Annotated in this window: 15 protein-coding genes; 10 read left to right on the top strand and 5 right to left on the bottom strand. The window is 63.5% G+C overall.

Annotation, left to right across the window (positions count from 1 at the left end):
- Positions 1–39 precede the first annotated feature (39 nt).
- The 5 genes from QYE47_RS09670 to ydcS all read right to left on the bottom strand — a co-directional run bounded on the left by QYE47_RS09670 (position 40) and on the right by ydcS (position 5522).
- Positions 40–1464: a gamma-aminobutyraldehyde dehydrogenase gene (locus QYE47_RS09670; protein WP_014592182.1), complete on the bottom strand. Its 1425-nt coding sequence runs from the start codon at positions 1462–1464 to the stop codon at positions 40–42.
- A 17-nt stretch (positions 1465–1481) separates the two neighbouring features.
- Positions 1482–2288: an ABC transporter permease gene (locus QYE47_RS09675; protein ID WP_014592181.1), complete on the bottom strand. Its 807-nt coding sequence runs from the start codon at positions 2286–2288 to the stop codon at positions 1482–1484.
- Complete coding sequence (locus QYE47_RS09680) at positions 2278–3189, bottom strand: ABC transporter permease (protein WP_019436540.1); 912 nt, start codon at positions 3187–3189, stop codon at positions 2278–2280. Before QYE47_RS09680 ends, QYE47_RS09675 begins: the two co-directional genes overlap by 11 nt.
- Position 3190: 1 nt before the next feature.
- A complete protein-coding gene (locus QYE47_RS09685) occupies positions 3191–4222 on the bottom strand; it encodes an ABC transporter ATP-binding protein (protein WP_014592179.1) in 1032 nt (343 codons plus the stop codon).
- 148 nt (positions 4223–4370) lie between these two features.
- Positions 4371–5522 (bottom strand): putative ABC transporter substrate-binding protein YdcS, encoded by a 1152-nt coding sequence (ydcS, locus tag QYE47_RS09690; RefSeq protein ID WP_014592178.1) that lies wholly within the window; start codon positions 5520–5522, stop codon positions 4371–4373.
- Between the two features lie 216 nt (positions 5523–5738).
- Here ydcS and QYE47_RS09695 point away from each other — a divergent pair, with 216 nt between their 5' ends.
- The 10 genes from QYE47_RS09695 (at position 5739) to lysS (ending at position 17848) form a co-directional block, all read left to right on the top strand.
- Complete coding sequence (locus QYE47_RS09695; RefSeq protein ID WP_014592177.1) at positions 5739–6422, top strand: tellurite resistance TerB family protein; 684 nt, start codon at positions 5739–5741, stop codon at positions 6420–6422.
- 169 nt (positions 6423–6591) lie between these two features.
- Positions 6592–8214 (top strand): methyl-accepting chemotaxis protein, encoded by a 1623-nt coding sequence (locus QYE47_RS09700; protein WP_014592176.1) that lies wholly within the window; start codon positions 6592–6594, stop codon positions 8212–8214.
- A 5-nt stretch (positions 8215–8219) separates the two neighbouring features.
- Entirely contained in the window at positions 8220–8726 is a 507-nt protein-coding gene (locus tag QYE47_RS09705; protein ID WP_014592175.1) for a chemotaxis protein CheW, read from the top strand.
- Complete coding sequence (locus QYE47_RS09710) at positions 8723–9997, top strand: protein-glutamate O-methyltransferase CheR (protein WP_014592174.1); 1275 nt, start codon at positions 8723–8725, stop codon at positions 9995–9997. Before QYE47_RS09705 ends, QYE47_RS09710 begins: the two co-directional genes overlap by 4 nt.
- The gene (locus tag QYE47_RS09715) at positions 9994–10659 is read left to right on the top strand and encodes a chemotaxis protein CheW (protein ID WP_003252198.1); all 666 of its coding nucleotides are present in this window, start codon (positions 9994–9996) and stop codon (positions 10657–10659) included. The genes QYE47_RS09710 and QYE47_RS09715 overlap by 4 nt, the downstream gene beginning before the upstream one ends.
- Positions 10656–12953, top strand: a complete 2298-nt coding sequence (locus QYE47_RS09720; protein ID WP_070384303.1) for a hybrid sensor histidine kinase/response regulator — start codon at positions 10656–10658, stop codon at positions 12951–12953. Before QYE47_RS09715 ends, QYE47_RS09720 begins: the two co-directional genes overlap by 4 nt.
- Complete coding sequence (gene wspF / locus QYE47_RS09725) at positions 12950–13963, top strand: Wsp signal transduction system protein-glutamate methylesterase WspF (protein WP_010952586.1); 1014 nt, start codon at positions 12950–12952, stop codon at positions 13961–13963. The genes QYE47_RS09720 and wspF overlap by 4 nt, the downstream gene beginning before the upstream one ends.
- Before the next feature lie 51 nt (positions 13964–14014).
- Positions 14015–15019, top strand: a complete 1005-nt coding sequence (gene wspR, locus QYE47_RS09730) for a Wsp signal transduction system regulator diguanylate cyclase WspR (protein ID WP_004575465.1) — start codon at positions 14015–14017, stop codon at positions 15017–15019.
- Positions 15020–15156: 137 nt separating this feature from the next.
- A protein-coding gene (prfB, locus tag QYE47_RS09735; RefSeq protein WP_061405587.1) for a peptide chain release factor 2 occupies positions 15157–16252 on the top strand; the annotation gives its coding sequence in 2 pieces (ribosomal slippage) (positions 15157–15228 and positions 15230–16252; 1095 coding nt in all).
- Between the two features lie 93 nt (positions 16253–16345).
- Positions 16346–17848 (top strand): lysine--tRNA ligase, encoded by a 1503-nt coding sequence (lysS, locus tag QYE47_RS09740; protein ID WP_010952588.1) that lies wholly within the window; start codon positions 16346–16348, stop codon positions 17846–17848.
- Positions 17849–17993 lie beyond the last annotated feature (145 nt).

The raw sequence follows: 17993 nt of genomic DNA on the forward strand, positions 1-17993 counted from the left end.
GGCCGAGGGGCATTCAAGCCCCTCGGTCAACGCGAGCACTTAGTGCTTGATCATCACATGCCGCACACAGGTGTAGTCCTCCAGCCCATACATCGACATGTCCTTGCCATACCCCGAATGCTTCTGCCCGCCATGGGGCATTTCGCTGACCAGCATGAAGTGGGTGTTCACCCAGGTGCAGCCGTACTGCAAGCGCGCCGCCAGGCGGTGGGCGCGGCCGGTGTCGCGGGTCCATACCGATGAGGCCAGGCCGTAGTTGGAGTCGTTGGCCCATTCCAGTGCCTGCGCTTCATCGGTGAAGCGGGTGACCGAAACCACCGGGCCAAAAACTTCGTTGCGCACGATCTCGTCGTCCTGCAGGGCGTCGGCCAGCACGGTAGGCTCGAAGAAAAAGCCATCGCCCGCTATTGGCTTGCCACCGGTTACCAGACGAATGTGCGGCTGGGCGATGGCCCGCTGCACCAACCCGGCGACCTTGTCGCGGTGCTGGGCGCTGATCAGTGGCCCCAGCTCGGTTTCTTCGGATTCCTGCAGGCCCGGCTTGAGGCTGGCTACGGCTTTACCCAGGCGTTCGACGAAGCGCTCGTAGATCCCGTCCTGCACATACAGGCGGCAGGCTGCGGTGCAGTCCTGGCCAGCGTTGTAGAAGCCGAAGGTGCGGATGCCGTCGATGGCGGCATCGATGTCAGCGTCATCGAACACCAGCACCGGCGCCTTGCCGCCCAGCTCCATGTGCATGCGTTTCACGCTGTCGGCGGTGGCGCTGATGATGTGCGCGCCGGTGGGGATCGAGCCGGTCAGCGACACCATGCGCACCTTGGGGTGGGTTATCAACGGGTTGCCGACCGTCTGGCCGCGGCCGAAGAGAATGTTCAGCACCCCGGGTGGTAGCAGGTCCTGGGCCAGTTCGCCCAGGCGCAGGGCCGTCAGCGGCGTCAGCTCGGACGGCTTTATCACCACGGTGTTGCCGGCAGCCAGGGCCGGTGCGATCTTCCAGGCCAGCATCATCAGCGGGTAGTTCCACGGCGCGATGGAAGCCACCACGCCCAACGGGTCGCGGCGGATCATCGAGGTGTGGCCCGGCAGGTACTCGCCAGCCGCCGAGCCGCCCAGGCAGCGCGCAGCACCGGCAAAGAAACGGAACACGTCGGCAATCGCCGGGATCTCGTCGTTCAGTGCAGCGCTCAGGGGCTTGCCGCAGTTCTGTGATTCCAGCCGGGCCAGTTCATCGCCATGGGCTTCGATGGCGTCGGCCAGCGCCAGCAAGGCCTGCGAACGTTCTTTAGGGCTGGTTTGCGACCAGCTGTCGAAGGCCTGGTCGGCAGCGCGCACGGCGCTGTCCACCTGGGCTTCGCTGGCTTCGTTGATCTGCGCCAGGGCAGTGCCCAGCGCCGGGTTGAGCACGGTCCAGGCCGGGCCTTGGCCAGCGACCAGCTGGCCATTGATCAGCATCTGCGTTTGCATCGGGGGCTCCTCCAGGGTCATTTGCCACCGCCCGCGACGCTATCGCCGCCACGGGTCAGGTAATAGGCGCCAAGAATCGGCAGCATGGTCACCAGCATCACCAGCATGGCGACAACGTTGGTCACGGGTACGTCGCGCGGGCGACTGAGCTGGTTGAGCAGCCAGATCGGCAGGGTGCGCTCGTGGCCGGCGGTGAACGTGGTGACGATGATTTCATCGAACGACAAGGCAAAGGCCAGCATGCCGCCCGCCAGTAGCGCCGAGCCGAGGTTGGGCAGGACGATGTAGCGGAAGGTCTGCCAACCGTCGGCGCCAAGGTCCATCGAGGCTTCGATCAGGCTTTGCGAGGTACGCCGCAGGCGGGCGATCACGTTGTTGTAGACGATCACCACGCAGAACGTGGCGTGGCCGACTACGATGGTGAACACCCCGGGCTCTATCCCCAGCGTCTTGAACGCCGAGAGCAGGGCGATGCCGGTGATGATGCCTGGCAGGGCGATGGGCAGGATCAGCACCAGCGAAATGCTCTCCTTGCCGAAGAAGCTGCGCCGATAGAGCGCCGCCGAGGCCAGCGTACCGAGCACCAGTGCGATCAAGGTGGCCAGGCAAGCCACCTGCAGCGACAGCTTGATTGCCTCGAGCACATCGGGCCGGGAAAAGGCCACGTCGATCCACTTCAGGGTAAAGCCCTTGGGTGGAAAGCTGAACGCCGCGTCTTCGGTGTTGAAGGCGTACAGGAAGATGATCAGGATCGGGAAGTGCAGGAACAGCAACCCGCCCCAGGCCGCCAGGCGCAGCCCTGCAGACGCTTTTTCAGAGTGCATCGAAAGCCCCCAGGCGCTTGACGATGGCCAGGTATACCGCGATCAGCACGATGGGCACCAAGGTGAACGCGGCGGCCATCGGCATGTTGCCGATCGCCCCTTGCTGGGCATAGACCATGCTGCCGATAAAGTAGCCGGGCGGACCGACCAACTGCGGCACGATGAAGTCGCCCAAGGTGAGCGAGAAGGTGAAGATCGAGCCGGCGGCGATGCCGGGGATCGACAGCGGCAGGATCACCTGCACGAAGGTTTGCCCTGGCCGGGCACCCAGGTCCGCTGAAGCCTGCAGCAGCGACGGTGGCAAGCGTTCCAGCGAGGCCTGGATCGGCAGGATCATGAACGGCAGCCAGATATACACGAACACCAGGAAGCGCCCCAGGTGCGAAGTCGACAGCGTGCTGCCGCCCACGCCCGGCACGGCCAGCACCGCCTGCAGCAGGCCATCCAGGTGCAACTGCTGGACGAACCACTGGGCTACGCCGCCCTTCGCCAGCAGCAGGGTCCAGGCATAGGTCTTGACGATGTAGCTGGCCCACATCGGCATCATCACCGCGATGTAGAAAAACGCCTTGGTCTTGCCGCTGGTGTAACGCGCCATGTAATAGGCGATGGGGAAAGCCAGTACCGCGCTGGCCAGCGACACCGCCACCGCCATGCCCAGGGTGCGCAGGATGATGTCCAAGTTCGACGGGTTGAACAGTGCGGCGAAGTTGCCCAGGGTCAGGTCCGGGGTCACCGCCATGGTGAAGTCGTCGAAGGTATAGAAGCCCTGCCACAGCAAGTTCAGCAGCGAGCCCAGGTAAATCGCGCCGAACCAGGTCAGCGGCGGGATCAACAGCAGTGCCAGGTACAGGTTGGGGCGCCGGTACAGCAGGTTGGATAGGGTGCGCAGTGTGCTCATGTCAGCGGCCCTCGGTTTCCTGCAGCACCGTCATGGCCTCGCGGGGCCAGTGCGCCTGCAGGCGTTGCCCGGGCTGCCAGGCCTGCACCTGCTTTTGCCAGCGGTCATTGGCCTGGCTTACTGCCAGCAGTTGACCGTTTTCCAGCTGCAGTTCGTAGCGTGTGGCGCTGCCTTGGTACTGGACATCACGCAGCACGCCGCTGACCTGTACCTCATGGCTGGTCACTACCGGGTCGCCCAGGCGAATGTGTTCGGGACGGATGGAGAAGGGCGCAGGGCTGCCGTTGAGCTGCATGGCCAGCTCGCCACGCACCACGTTGGACGTGCCGACGAATTCAGCGACGAAGGTTGTGCTGGGCTTCATGTACAGGTTGCGCGGGGTGTCGACCTGTTCGATACGGCCGCGGTTGAACACCGCGACCCGGTCAGACATCGACAGCGCTTCGGTTTGGTCGTGGGTGACGAAGATGAAGGTGATGCCCAGTTGGCGTTGCAGCTTTTTCAGCTCGCCTTGCATCTGTTCGCGCAATTTCAGGTCCAGCGCGCCCAGTGGCTCATCCAGTAGCAGCACCCGCGGCCGGTTGACCAACGCCCGGGCCAGGGCCACGCGCTGACGCTGGCCGCCAGACAGCTGTGCCGGCTTGCGCGCGCCATAGCCGGCCAGGGCCACCATGGCCAGGGCTTCTTCGGCGCGGCTGTGGCGTTCGGCCTTGCCCACGCCTTTTACCTTCAGGCCATAGGCGATGTTCTCCAGCACGTTCATGTGCGGGAACAGCGCATAGTCCTGGAACACGGTGTTGACGTCACGTTGATAGGGCGGCAGGCCAGCGGCCTCGACCCCTTGGATGCGGATCGAACCGCTGGAGGGTTGCTCGAAGCCTGCGATCAGGCGCAGGCAGGTGGTCTTGCCCGAGCCGGAAGGGCCGAGCATGGAAAAGAACTCGCCATCGATGATGTCGATGCTGACCTGGTCGACGGCCTTGACCTCGCCGAAGGTGCGGGAAACCTGGGTGAACTGGACGGCTAGGGGCATGCGTGGACTCCGGACAACAAGGGTTCTCCTGTGCCGGCCTCTTCGCGGGTGAACCCGCTCCTACAGGACGCACCACCCCTGCAGGCGGTGAAGAACCTGGGGGAACGGGCTTGCCCGGGAAAAGGCCGCTACAGGCATTCAGGCAACCTCAGCGACCACCCATGATCGCAATGTAGTCCTGGGTCCAGCGGCTGTAAGGCACGAACTTGCCCCCTTGGGCCTGCGGTGTTTTCCAGAAGGCAATCTTGTCGAAGTTGTCGAAGCCGTTGGTCTTGCAGCCCTCGGCCCCCAGCAGCTCGCTGCCGGTGCACGCCGCCGGCACAGCCGGCAACGAGCCGAACCAGGCCGCCACATCGCCTTGCACCTTAGGTTGCAACGACCAGTCCATCCACTTGTAGGCGCAATTGGGGTGCTTGGCCTCGGCGTGCAGCATGGTGGTGTCGGCCCAGCCCGTCGCGCCCTCCTTGGGAATGGTCGAGGCCACTGGCTGGTTCTCGGCCTTGAGGCCATTGACCATGTAGCCCCAGGAGCTGGAGGCAACCACGCCTTCGTTTTTCACATCGCTCATCTGCACCGTGGCGTCATGCCAATAGCGGTGGATCAGCGGTTGCTGCTGGCGCAGCAGTTCCAGCACAGCCTTGTATTGTGCCTCGTTCAGTTCGTACGGGTCCTTGATGCCCAGTTCGGGCCTGGCCGACTTCAGGTACAGCGCTGCATCGGCGATGTAGATCGGCCCGTCGTAGGCTTGCACGCGGCCCTTGTTTGGCTTGCCGTCGGGCAGGTTCTGCGGCTCGAACACCACGCTCCAGCTGGTGGGGGCCTGCTTGAAGGTGTCGGTGTTGTACAGCAGCACGTTTGGCCCCCACTGGTACGGCGTGCCGTACACCTGCTCGTCGACTACATACCAGCCACCGTTCTGCAGGCGCGGGTCGATGCTCTTCCAGTTGGGGATCAGGGCAGTGTTGATCGGCTGTACGCGCTTGCCTGCAATCAGCCGCAGTGATGCATCGCCCGAGGCGGTGACCAGGTCATAGCCGCCCTTGGTCATCAGGCTGACCATCTCGTCCGAGGTGGCGGCCGTTTTCACGCTGACCTTGCAGCCAGTTTCCTTTTCGAAACCGGTCACCCAGTCGTAGGCCTTGTCGCTTTCACCGCGTTCGATGTAACCGGGCCAGGCGACGATGTCCAGGCGCCCCTCGCCGTCCCCCAGGGCCTTGGGCGTTTCGGCGGCCTGCAGGCTGGCGCTGGCCAGCAAGGCGCAAGTGGTGGCGCCGAGCAATGCGGTCTTGTGCACTGACATGGTGTTCCCTCTTCTTGGCGATCTTGTTCGGGCAGTCATGAGGCAAGCAGTGAAACAATCGTTATAAGCGTAGTGCGTGAGTGCGAGGTATTGGCGATATCGAGTCTAGTTGGCTTTTTGCCCGCTAACGCAACATCCTGAAGCAAATCCCTGCATGGCGTGTGCTCCGCCAAGCCTTACTCTGGCGTTTGAATCTTCTTACGTGGAGACACGCGAATGAACACCCGCGGCTTGCTCGATCAACTCCTCAAATCCGGCCAGCAACTGCTCGAAAAGCAGGGGGGCGCCGCCAAGCCTGGCAGCCCTTCGGGCGGGTTGGGCGGGTTATTGTCCGGGGCAGGGGGCGGCCTGCTGGGTGGGGGCGCTCTGGGCCTGTTGCTGGGTAGCAAGAAGGCCCGCAAGTACGGTGGCAAAGCCCTGACTTACGGCGGCCTCGCCGCGTTGGGGGTGCTGGCTTATAAAGCTTACGGCAACTGGCAGGCAAACCAGCGCGGGGCCGCAGCCGAGCCTCAAACCATCGACCGCCTGCCGCCGGCGCAGGCCGAGCAGCACAGCCAGGCGGTACTGCGTGCCCTGGTGGCGGCGGCCAAGTCCGATGGGCATATCGACGAGCGCGAGCGGGCGTTGATCGAGGGCGAATTCACGCGCCTGGACAGCGACCGCGAATTGCAGCACTGGCTGCATGCCGAGCTGAACAAGCCGCTGGACCCGGCCGAAGTGGCCCGCGCTGCGCAAACGCCGGAGATGGCTGCCGAGATGTACCTGGCCAGCGTTATGATGGTCGATCAGGAAAACTTCATGGAGCGTGCCTACCTGGACGAGCTGGCACGCCAGCTGCGGCTGGACCCGGGATTGCGCCAGGAGCTGGAGGCCCAGGTGAGAGAGGCGGTTGCGCAGTAGCAGCGCTTATCAGGACATTTTCTGCGCTTGTCGAACCGAGCGCGGAAAATGTCACGGCAAGCCTTGCCAGCTTTTACCCAATCCGCGCATTTCGTCCGATAAACCGTAAGACCTCTGGGCTATACTTCGGCGATTTTTCCCGCTCGTTGTGAATTCCTGAGGGCTGAATGTGAAGAACTGGACCTTGCGCCAACGGATCCTGGCAAGTTTCGCCGTGATCATCGCCATCATGCTGCTGATGATCGTGGCCGCCTACTCGCGGTTGGTGACTATCGAAACCGCCGAAGAGGCGGTGGGGACCGACAGCATTCCCGGCGTCTACTACAGTTCGATGATCCGCAGCGCCTGGGTTGACAGCTACGTCACCAGCCAGCAACTGGTGGGCCTGTCCAACCATCGTGAAATCACTTCGGCCGACCTGGAACTGTTCAGAAGCTTCGATAATCGGCTGAAGCAATACATGGCCAGCTACCAGGCCACCATCCAGGACAAAGACGACCAGGCCCGATTTGACAGCTTCGTGCAACTGGAAGAAAGCTACCTCAAGATCGTCAAACAGGTGCTGGATGCCTACGGTCAGCGCAACTACGACGAGGCCCAGCGGCTGATCACCGAGGTGCTTACTCCGGCCTGGAAGGATGGGCGCGAGCACCTGAATGAAGTGATCGAGAATAATCGGGCCTCTGCCGATGCCGCCACCAACGATATCGTCAATGCAGTCAACACGGCCAAGGGCAGCATGGTGGTCTCACTGCTGCTGGCAATCGTCGCTGCCGGCATCTGCGGCCTGTTGCTGCTGCGCGCTATCACAGCGCCCATGCAGCGTATCGTGCATGCCCTCGACAAGCTGCGTTCCGGTGACCTGAGCATGCGCCTGAGCCTGGATCGCAAGGACGAATTCGGTGCCATCGAAAGCGGCTTCAACGAAATGGCCGAGGCACTGGCCAACCTGGTGGCCCAGGCCCAACGTTCGTCGGTGCAGGTGACCACTTCGGTCACCGAAATTGCCGCCACCTCCAAGCAACAGCAGGCCACCGCCACCGAGACGGCCGCCACCACCACCGAAATCGGCGCCACCTCGCGGGAAATCGCCGCGACTTCGCGGGACCTGGTGCGCACCATGACCGAAGTGACCACGGCTGCTGATCAGGCATCCAGTCTGGCTGGCTCCGGGCAGCAGGGCCTGGCACGCATGGAAGAGACCATGCACCAGGTGATGGGCGCTGCCGACCTGGTCAATGCCAAGCTCGGTATCCTCAACGAGAAAGCCAGCAACATCACCCAGATGGTGGTAACCATCGTCAAGGTTGCCGACCAGACCAATCTGCTGTCGCTCAACGCCGCCATCGAAGCGGAAAAGGCCGGTGAATATGGCCGCGGCTTTGCCGTGGTCGCGACCGAAGTGCGCCGCTTGGCCGACCAGACCGCCGTGGCCACCTACGACATCGAGCAAATGGTGCGCGAGATCCAGTCGGCAGTGTCGGCCGGTGTCATGGGGATGGACAAGTTCTCCGAAGAAGTGCGCCGCGGCATGTTCGAGGTGCAACAGGTGGGCGAGCAACTCAGCCAGATCATTCACCAGGTGCAGGCCTTGGCGCCGCGCGTGTTGATGGTCAACGAAGGCATGCAGGCCCAGGCCACCGGTGCCGAGCAGATCAACCAGGCGCTGGCCCAGCTCAGCGATGCCAGCACCCAGACTGTCGAGTCGCTGCGCCAGGCCAGTTATGCCATCGATGAGCTGAGCCAGGTGGCTGCGGGCCTGCGTGGCGGCGTTTCGCGCTTCAAAGTCTGACCGCGATGAACGACTTGCAACCGCGCGCGGCGTGGGCGGAGAACGCCAAGGGGGCGTTGTACCTGCAGTTTCGCATCAGAGCGCAGCGTTTTGCCCTGAGCGTGCACGAGGTGATCGAAGTGCTGCCGCGTCAGCCGCTCAAGCCGATCGCCCAGGCACCTGCCTGGGTCGCGGGTATCCTCGCCCATCGTGGCCAGCTGGTACCGGTCATCGACCTTGCCGCCTTGAGCTTTGGCCAGCCGGCGGTGCAACGCACCAGCACCCGCCTGGTGCTGGTGCACTATCGAGGCGGCCTGCAGCTTGGCCTGATCCTGGAGCAGGCCACCGAAACCCTGCGTTGCCAACCGGACGAGTTTCAGCCCTATGGGGTGGACACAGGCGATGCGCCTTATCTGGGCCCGGTGCGCCAGGATGCCCAAGGCCTGCTGCAGCGCATCGAAGTCAATGACCTGCTGCCTGACACCGTGCACGAATTGCTGTACACGCAAGACCCGACAGGGATGCCAACATGAACGAACAGCGTTTCTTCCGCTTCTTGCGCGAGCGTATTGGCCTGGACGTGGAGTCGGTGGGCGCGCCCATGGTCGAACGCGCGCTGCGCCAACGTTGCGTGGCTGCGGGCGCGATGGACCTGGACGATTACTGGCTGCGCCTGCAGCAGTCGGCAGATGAGCAACAGGCGCTGATCGAAGCGGTGATCGTCCCGGAAACCTGGTTTTTCCGTTACCCCGAATCCTTCACTGCGCTGGCCAGCCTGGCCCATAAACGGCTGGCTCAACTGGCTGGCGCGCGCCCGCTGCGATTGCTCAGCCTGCCGTGTTCTACCGGCGAGGAGCCCTATTCGCTGGCCATGGCCTTGTTTGACGCCGGCATGGCGCCTGGGGCATTCCTTGTCGATGGAATGGACATCAGCCCAAGTTCAGTAGCCAAGGCCGTGCAGGCGGTGTATGGGCGCAATGCGTTCCGGGGTAGCGAACTGGGCTTTCGCGAGCGCTACTTCGATGCTCTGGACGAAGGCCACCGCCTGCATGAGCGGGTACGCCAGCAAGTCAGCCTGCGGGTGGGCAATGTGCTTGACCCGGCGCTGGCCAGCCGCGACGGCCTGTATGACTTCGTGTTCTGTCGCAACCTCTTGATCTATTTCGACGTACCGACACAACAGCGTGTATTCGAAGTGCTCAAGCGCTTGCTGCATCCGCAGGGTGTGCTGTTCATCGGCCCGGCCGAAGGCAGCTTGCTGGCACGCATGGGCATGCGTCCATTGGGGATCGCCCAGTCGTTTGCCTACGTGCGTCATGAAGGCGACAGCGCCCCCTTGGCGGCGGCACCCGCCCAACCTGGCAAGCGGGCGTTCACGACGTTGCCCGCACCGGTTTATCCGCAGCCCAGTGTGCCGTTGCCTCGTTCGCTGCGTGTGCTGCCGGTGGCGGCCAGGCCAGCGCCAGTCCGCGAGCACCGCCACGAGGGAGCCAGCGAGTTGCTGGCCGGCATTGCCCGGCTGGCCAATGCCGGTGCCAGCGAGCAGGCCCGTAGCGAATGCCAGCGCTACCTGAGCCAGTACCCGCCGTCGGCACAGGTGTACTACTGGCTGGGTTTGCTCAGTGATACTGAAGGCGATGCGCAGCAGGCGCTGAGCCACTATCGCAAGGCCCTGTACCTGGAACCACAGCACCCCGAGGCACTGGTGCACCTGGCCGCCTTGCTGGCGGCCCAGGGTGATCTGGCCGGCGCTCGGCGCCTTCAGGAGCGCGCGGCGCGGGCTGGCCGGGGGTCTGAACGATGAACAGTGAATCCGCGATGCAGTTGCTCGCCGAAGATGACGCGCACATCGACGACTGCTGGAACCGCATTGGCGTGCGCGGCGACAAGCAGTGCCCGCTGCTGGAGCGGCATGTTCATTGCCGCAATTGCGAGGTGTATGCCGCTGCGGCCACGCGTTTGCTCGACCGCTATGCGCTGGTGCAAGAGCACCAGGCTGCAGCTGTGCAGCCGGACGCGGAAAACACCGGTCGCTCGATGCTGCTGTTCCGTCTGGGCGAAGAGTGGCTGGCGCTGGCTACCGCCTGCCTGGCCGAAATCGCCCCGTTGCAGGCGGTGCATTCATTGCCGCACCAGCGCTCGCGGCTGCTGCATGGGGTTGCCAATGTACGCGGTGCGTTGGTGCCGTGCCTGTCCCTGGCTGACTTGCTCGGAGTGCAGGCCGGCTCCACCGAGCAACGCAGCGCACGGGCGATGCCACGTATGCTGATTCTGGCCGCCGAAGGCGGGCCGGTGGTGATGGCTGTCGAGGAAATCGACGGTATTCACCGGCTCGACCCGCAGTTGCTGGGCAGTGGCCGGGACGCCACACGCTTCACCGCCGCAGTCTTGCAGTGGCGCGGCCGCAGCGTGCGGGTTCTGGACGATCAACACTTACTGTCTGCCGTGCAGCGGAGCCTGTCATGACCCCAGAGCAAATGCGCGACGCATCGTTGCTCGAACTGTTCAGCCTGGAGGCCGAGGCGCAGACCCAAGTACTCAATGCCGGCCTGATGGCACTGGAGCGCAACCCCACCCAGGCCGACCAGCTCGAGGCCTGCATGCGCGCTGCCCACTCGCTCAAGGGGGCTGCGCGCATTGTCGGGGTGGATGCTGGCGTCAGTGTCGCCCACGTGATGGAAGACTGCCTGGTGGCGGCCCAGGAAGGTCGACTGCGGCTGACCGCCGAGCATATTGACGCGCTGTTGCAAGGTACCGACCTGTTGATGCGTATTGCCACACCCGGCGATGCAGGTGCGCAGGCGACCTTGCCGGTGTTTCTTGCGCAAATGGCCAGCCTGCTCGACCCGGGCGCCTCTGCCATGCCTGTGGTGCCGCTGGCTGCATCCGTGCCGCCGGAGCCGCCGCTGGCAACCCTGCCGCCTGCACCCGTGGTAATGCCAGCCGAAACGCAGGAACCAGAGCCCGAACCCGCCCTGCGGCGCAAGGCTGGCAAGCGCGCTGGCGAAGGTGCCGAGCGGGTACTGCGTGTCACTGCCGACCGCCTCAATAGCCTGCTTGACCTGTCCAGTAAGTCGTTGGTGGAAACCCAGCGGCTCAAGCCCTATCTGGCTACCCTGCAGCGCCTCAAGCGCATGCACGGCCAAGGTATGCAGGCGCTTGACGGCTTGCGCATGCAGCTGGAAGACACGGGGCAGGGCAACGAAGTGCTCGAAGCCTTGGCACAGACCCAGCGCCTGCTGGCAGAGACCCAGCAGATTCTGCAGCAGCAGGCGGCCGACCTGGATGAGTTCGGCTGGCAGGCCAGCCAGCGTGCGCAGTTGTTGTATGACACCGCCCTGGCCTGCCGGATGCGGCCGTTTGCCGACGTGCTGACCGGGCAAAGCCGCATGGTCCGCGACCTGGGCCGTTCGCTGGGCAAGCCGGTGCGGCTGGTGGTGGAAGGGGAGAAGACCCAGGTCGACCGCGATGTGCTGGAAAAGCTCGAAGCACCGCTGACCCACCTGTTGCGCAATGCCGTCGACCATGGCATCGAATTGCCCGAGTGGCGCCTGCTGGCGGGCAAGCCGGCCGAGGGTGTGATCCGCCTGCGGGCTTCGCACCAGGCGGGCATGCTCAGTCTGGAGTTGATCGACGATGGCGCTGGTATCGATCTGGAGCGCCTGCGCAGCAGCATCGTCGAGCGCGCCCTGTCGCCCGCTGACACGGTGGCGCGGATGAGTGAGGCGGAGCTGCTGACGTTCCTGTTCCTGCCCGGTTTCAGCCTGCGTGACAAGGTTACCGAAGTGTCTGGGCGCGGTGTGGGGCTGGATGCGGTGCAGCACTTGATCCGCGAGCTGCGCGGCTCGATCGAGTTGACCCAGGTGGCAGGGCAAGGCTGTCGCTTCCATCTTCAGGTGCCGCTGACCCTGTCGGTCGTTCGCAGCCTGGTGGTCGAGGTGGGCGGGGAGGCTTACGCCTTCCCGCTGGCGCATATCGAGCGCACGCTGGAAGTGACCGCCGAACAGATCGTGCAGATTGAAGGGCGCCAGCACTTCTGGCACGAAGGCCGGCATATTGGCCTGGTGGCGGCCAGCCAGTTGCTCAATCGCCCGGCGGGGCAAAGCGACGAAGCCAGCTTGCGGGTAGTGGTGATTCGTGAGCGCGAGCAGCTGTATGGCGTGGCCGTGGAGCGGCTGGTGGGGGAGCGGGTGCTGGTCGTGATGCCGCTCGACCCACGCCTGGGTAAGGTGCAGGACATTTCCTCCGGCGCCTTGCTCGATGATGGCTCGGTGGTCCTGATTGTCGATGTCGAAGACTTGCTACGCTCGGTGGAAAAACTGCTCAGCACCGGCAGCCTGGAGCGCATCGAACGCGGCAGCAGCGGAGCCCGTGGCGCTGTCCGCAAACGCATCCTGGTGGTCGACGACTCGCTGACCGTGCGCGAACTGCAGCGCAAACTGCTGGGCAACCGTGGCTACGACGTGGCAGTGGCGGTGGATGGCATGGACGGCTGGAACGCCCTGCGCAGCGAGGACTTCGACCTGTTGATCACCGACATCGACATGCCGCGCATGGACGGTATCGAGCTGGTTACCCTGGTGCGTCGCGACCAGCGTCTGCAGTCATTGCCGGTGATGGTGGTGTCCTATAAAGACCGTGAGGAAGACCGACGGCGTGGCCTGGACGCCGGCGCCGACTACTATTTGGCAAAGGCCAGTTTCCACGACGATGCGTTGCTGGATGCTGTTGTGGAACTGATCGGAGGTGCTCAGGGATGAAGATCGCCATCGTCAATGACATGCCCCTGGCCGTCGAAGCGTTGCGCCGGGCGGTCGCCCTGGAGCCCGCACACCAGGTCGTGTGGGTGGCCAGTAACGGTGCCGAGGCGGTGCAGCGCTGCACCGAGCAGTTACCGGACCTGATCCTCATGGACCTGATCATGCCGGTGATGGACGGTGTCGAGGCAACCCGGCGGATCATGGCCGAAACCCCGTGCGCCATTGTTATCGTCACGGTCGACCGTAAGCAGAACGTACACCGTGTATTCGAGGCCATGGGCCATGGCGCCCTCGATGTGGTCGACACCCCGGCGTTGGGCGCTGGCGATGCCCGCGAAGCGGCGGCGCCCTTGCTGCGCAAGATCCTCAATATCGGCTGGCTGGTCGGCCAGCAGCGTGCACCTGCCGCAAGGTCGGTGGCTGCACCGCTGCGCGAGGCTTCCCAGCGCCGCGGGTTGGTGGCAATCGGGTCTTCGGCGGGTGGCCCGGCAGCACTCGAAGTGCTGCTCAAGGGTTTGCCGGCAGCGTTTCCGGCGGCCATCGTGCTGGTCCAGCACGTGGACCAGGTGTTTGCCGCAGGCATGGCCGAATGGCTCAGCAGCGCAGCAGGCCTGCCGGTGCGCCTGGCCCGTGAAGGCGAACCGCCGCAGCCAGGGCAGGTACTCCTGGCCGGTACCAACCACCACATTCGCCTGCTACAGAATGGCCAACTGGCCTACACTGCCGAACCTGTGAATGAAATTTACCGGCCCTCGATCGATGTGTTCTTCGAGAGCGTGGCACGTTACTGGAATGGTGATGCAGTGGGCGTGCTGCTCACCGGCATGGGCCGCGACGGTGCCCAGGGCCTGAAGCTGATGCGTCAGCAGGGCTTTCTGACCATTGCCCAGGATCAGGCCAGCAGCGCGGTGTACGGCATGCCCAAGGCCGCTGCGGCTATTGATGCCGCCGTGGAAATTCGCCCGCTGGAACGCATTGCCGGGCGCTTGACTGAATTTTTCGCAAAATGACGAAATGTATTGAATCACGCCGCCAGGCCGGTAGTGATCGGGTGAACAATGATGAATGATTTACCGATCGAAGGTTTCGCGACCACCAACGAGAACTCGGCGATGGTGCTGCTGGTTGATGACCAGGCCATGATCGGCGAAGCGGTGCGGCGTGGCTTGGCCGATGAAGACAACATCGACTTCCACTTCTGTGCCGACCCGCACCAGGCGGTGGCCCAGGCCATGCGCATCAAGCCTACGGTCATTCTTCAGGACCTGATCATGCCTGGCCTGGACGGCTTGACCCTGGTGCGTGAGTACCGCAACAACCCGGTGACTCAGGACATCCCGATCATCGTCCTGTCGACCAAGGAAGACCCGTTGGTAAAGAGTGCGGCATTTGCCGCCGGGGCCAACGATTACCTGGTCAAGCTGCCTGACACCATCGAACTGGTGGCACGCATCCGTTACCACTCGCGCTCCTACCTGACCCTGCTGCAGCGCGACGAGGCCTACCGTGCCCTGCGCGTCAGCCAGCAGCAGTTGCTTGATTCCAACCTGATGCTGCAGCGGCTGATGAACTCCGATGGCCTCACCGGGCTGTCCAACCGTCGCCACTTCGACGAATACCTGGAGCTGGAATGGCGCCGGGCGATGCGTGAGCAGCAGCAGTTGTCGTTGCTCATGATCGACGTGGATTACTTCAAAGTCTACAACGACAGCTTTGGCCATCTGGCCGGTGACGAGGCCTTGCGCCAGGTCGCCGAAGCCATCCGTAGCTCGTGCTCGCGGCCGACCGACCTGCCGGCGCGCTATGGCGGCGAAGAGTTCGCCCTGGTGCTGCCCAACACCTCGCCAGGCGGGGCGCGGTTGGTGGCCGAAAAACTGCGCCAGACCGTGCTGGGCCTTGGCATCCCCCATACTGCGCCGACCGCTGATACGTTCTTGACCGTGAGCATCGGCCTGGCCACCCAGACTCCGGCTATCGGCAGCCATTGCCGGCAGCTGATTTCGGCGGCCGATAAAGGTCTTTACCTGGCCAAGAACGGTGGGCGTAACCAAGTCGGCATCGCCTGAGCTCTTGGAGACGGCGCGGCCTGTGTGGGAGCGCAGGTTGCCCTATCTACATACGACCGCCCGGCGGGTCTGCCGCCATGCTGCGGACTCGGTTATACTCGCGGGCTTTTCACCGAATTCGCACGAGTAGCCCGCCCATGGAAATCCAACCGATCCTGAACACCATCAAGGACCTCACCGAGCGTTCCCAGTCAATTCGGGGGTATCTTTGACTACGATCACAAGCATGACCGCCTGATCGAAGTCAACCGCGAGCTGGAAGACCCCAACGTCTGGAACAAGCCTGAGTACGCCCAGGCACTGGGCCGCGAGCGTGCCATGCTGGCCCAGGTCGTCGAGACCCTGGACAAGCTGTCCAACGGCCTGGGTGACTGCCAGGACCTGCTCGACATGGCCGTCGAAGAAAATGACGAAGGCGCCGTCGGCGACGTCGTGACCGAGCTGGAAAGCCTGGAAGAAAACCTGGCCCAGCTTGAGTTCCGTCGCATGTTCAGCGGCGAGATGGACATGAACAACGCCTACCTGGACATCCAGGCCGGTTCCGGTGGTACCGAAGCGCAGGACTGGGCCAACATCCTGCTGCGCATGTACCTGCGCTGGGCTGACAAGCGTGGTTTCGACGCCACCATCATCGAGCTTTCCGAAGGTGAAGTGGCCGGTATCAAAGGTGCAACCGTGCACATCAAGGGCGAATATGCCTTCGGCTGGCTGCGCACCGAAATCGGTGTGCACCGCCTGGTGCGCAAGAGCCCGTTCGACTCCGGTGCCCGTCGCCACACGTCGTTCTCGGCGGTGTTCGTATCGCCCGAGATCGACGACAAGGTCGAAATCGAGATCAACCCGTCCGACCTGCGCATCGACACCTACCGTTCCTCCGGTGCCGGTGGCCAGCACGTGAACACCACCGACTCGGCAGTACGTATCACTCACGTACCGACCAACACCGTGGTGGCTTGCCAGAACGAACGTTCTCAGCACGCCAACAAGGACACCGCCATGAAAATGCTGCGGGCCAAGTTGTACGAGCTGGAAATGCAGAAGCGCAACGCTGCTTCGCAGGCGCTGGAAGACAGCAAGTCGGACATCGGCTGGGGCCACCAGATCCGCTCCTACGTACTGGATGACTCGCGTATCAAGGACTTGCGTACCGGCGTCGAGCGTAGCGATTGCCAGAAAGTCCTGGACGGCGACCTCGACCAGTACCTGGAAGCGAGCCTCAAGCAGGGCCTGTAATTCGCACCCCCATGCCGCGCTACCTGGCCAGCCGCCGGTAGCGCGTGCCCTGCCCGGAACGGGCAACGAATACCTGATGGAAAGAATGACGACATGAGCGACCTCAAGACCGAATCGCAAGACCTGCAACAGGAAGAAAACGCCCTGATCGCCCTGCGCAAGGAAAAACTTGCCGCCGAGCGCGCCAAGGGCAATGCCTTCCCCAACGACTTCCGTCGCGACAGCTACTGCAACGACCTGCAGAAGCAGTATGCGGACAAGACCAAGGAAGAGCTGGAAGCAGCCGCGATCCCGGTCAAGGTCGCCGGCCGCATCATGCTCAACCGTGGTTCGTTCATGGTCATCCAGGACATGACTGGCCGTATTCAGGTCTACGTCAACCGCAAGACCCTGCCGGAAGAAACCCTGGCCGCGGTCAAGACCTGGGACCTGGGCGACATCATCAGCGCCGAAGGCACCCTGGCCCGTTCCGGCAAGGGCGACCTGTACGTCGAAATGACCAACGTGCGCCTGCTGACCAAGTCGCTGCGCCCGCTGCCCGACAAGCACCACGGCCTGACCGACACCGAGCAGCGCTACCGTCAGCGCTACGTCGACCTGATGGTCAACGAAGAAACCCGCCACACCTTCCGTGTGCGTTCGCAGGTGATCTCGCACATCCGCAAGTTCCTCATCGAGCGTGACTTCCTCGAAGTCGAGACGCCGATGCTGCAGACCATCCCGGGCGGCGCCGCTGCCAAGCCGTTCGAAACCCACCACAATGCCCTGGACATGGCCATGTTCCTGCGTATCGCGCCGGAGCTGTACCTCAAGCGTCTGGTGGTCGGTGGTTTTGAGAAAGTGTTCGAGATCAACCGCAACTTCCGTAACGAAGGCGTTTCGACTCGTCACAACCCTGAATTCACCATGCTCGAGTTCTACCAGGCCTACGCCGACTACCGCGACAACATGGACCTCACCGAGGAACTGTTCCGCGAGCTGGCGCAACTGGTACTGGGCTCTACCGACGTACCGTACGGCGACAAGGTCTTCCACTTCGGCGAGCCGTTCGTACGCCTGTCGGTGTTCGACTCGATCCTCAAGTACAACCCGGAGCTGACCGCCGCCGACCTGCAGGACGTCGACCGCGCCCGCGAGATTGCCAGGAAGGCCGGCGCCAAGGTGCTGGGCCATGAAGGCCTGGGCAAGCTGCAGGTGATGATTTTCGAAGAGCTGGTCGAGCACAAGCTGGAACAGCCGCACTTCATTACCGAGTACCCGTTCGAAGTGTCGCCGCTGGCCCGTCGCAACGACGACAACCCGGCCGTTACCGACCGTTTCGAGCTGTTCATCGGTGGCCGCGAAATCGCCAACGCCTACTCCGAGCTCAACGATGCCGAAGATCAGGCCGAGCGCTTCCTGGCCCAGGTGGCCGAGAAGGACGCGGGTGACGATGAAGCCATGCACTATGACGCTGACTTTGTTCGTGCGCTGGAGTACGGCATGCCGCCGACCGCCGGTGAAGGCATCGGCATTGACCGCCTGGTGATGTTGCTGACCAACTCGCCGTCGATCCGCGACGTCATCCTGTTCCCGCACATGCGTCCGCAGGCCTGAGTGAGCTGAACGAGCCGCCTTTCGAGGCGGCTTTTTCTTGCCTGAAGCTTTATGTTGTCAGTGCTGGCCCCTTCGCGGGTAAACCCGCCCCTACAAAGGCCTTGTAGGAGCGGTTTTACCCGCGAAGGGGCCAGCACTGACAACA

The organism is Pseudomonas sp. 2,4-D, from assembly GCF_030418155.1.
Lineage (GTDB): Bacteria > Pseudomonadota > Gammaproteobacteria > Pseudomonadales > Pseudomonadaceae > Aquipseudomonas > Aquipseudomonas alloputida.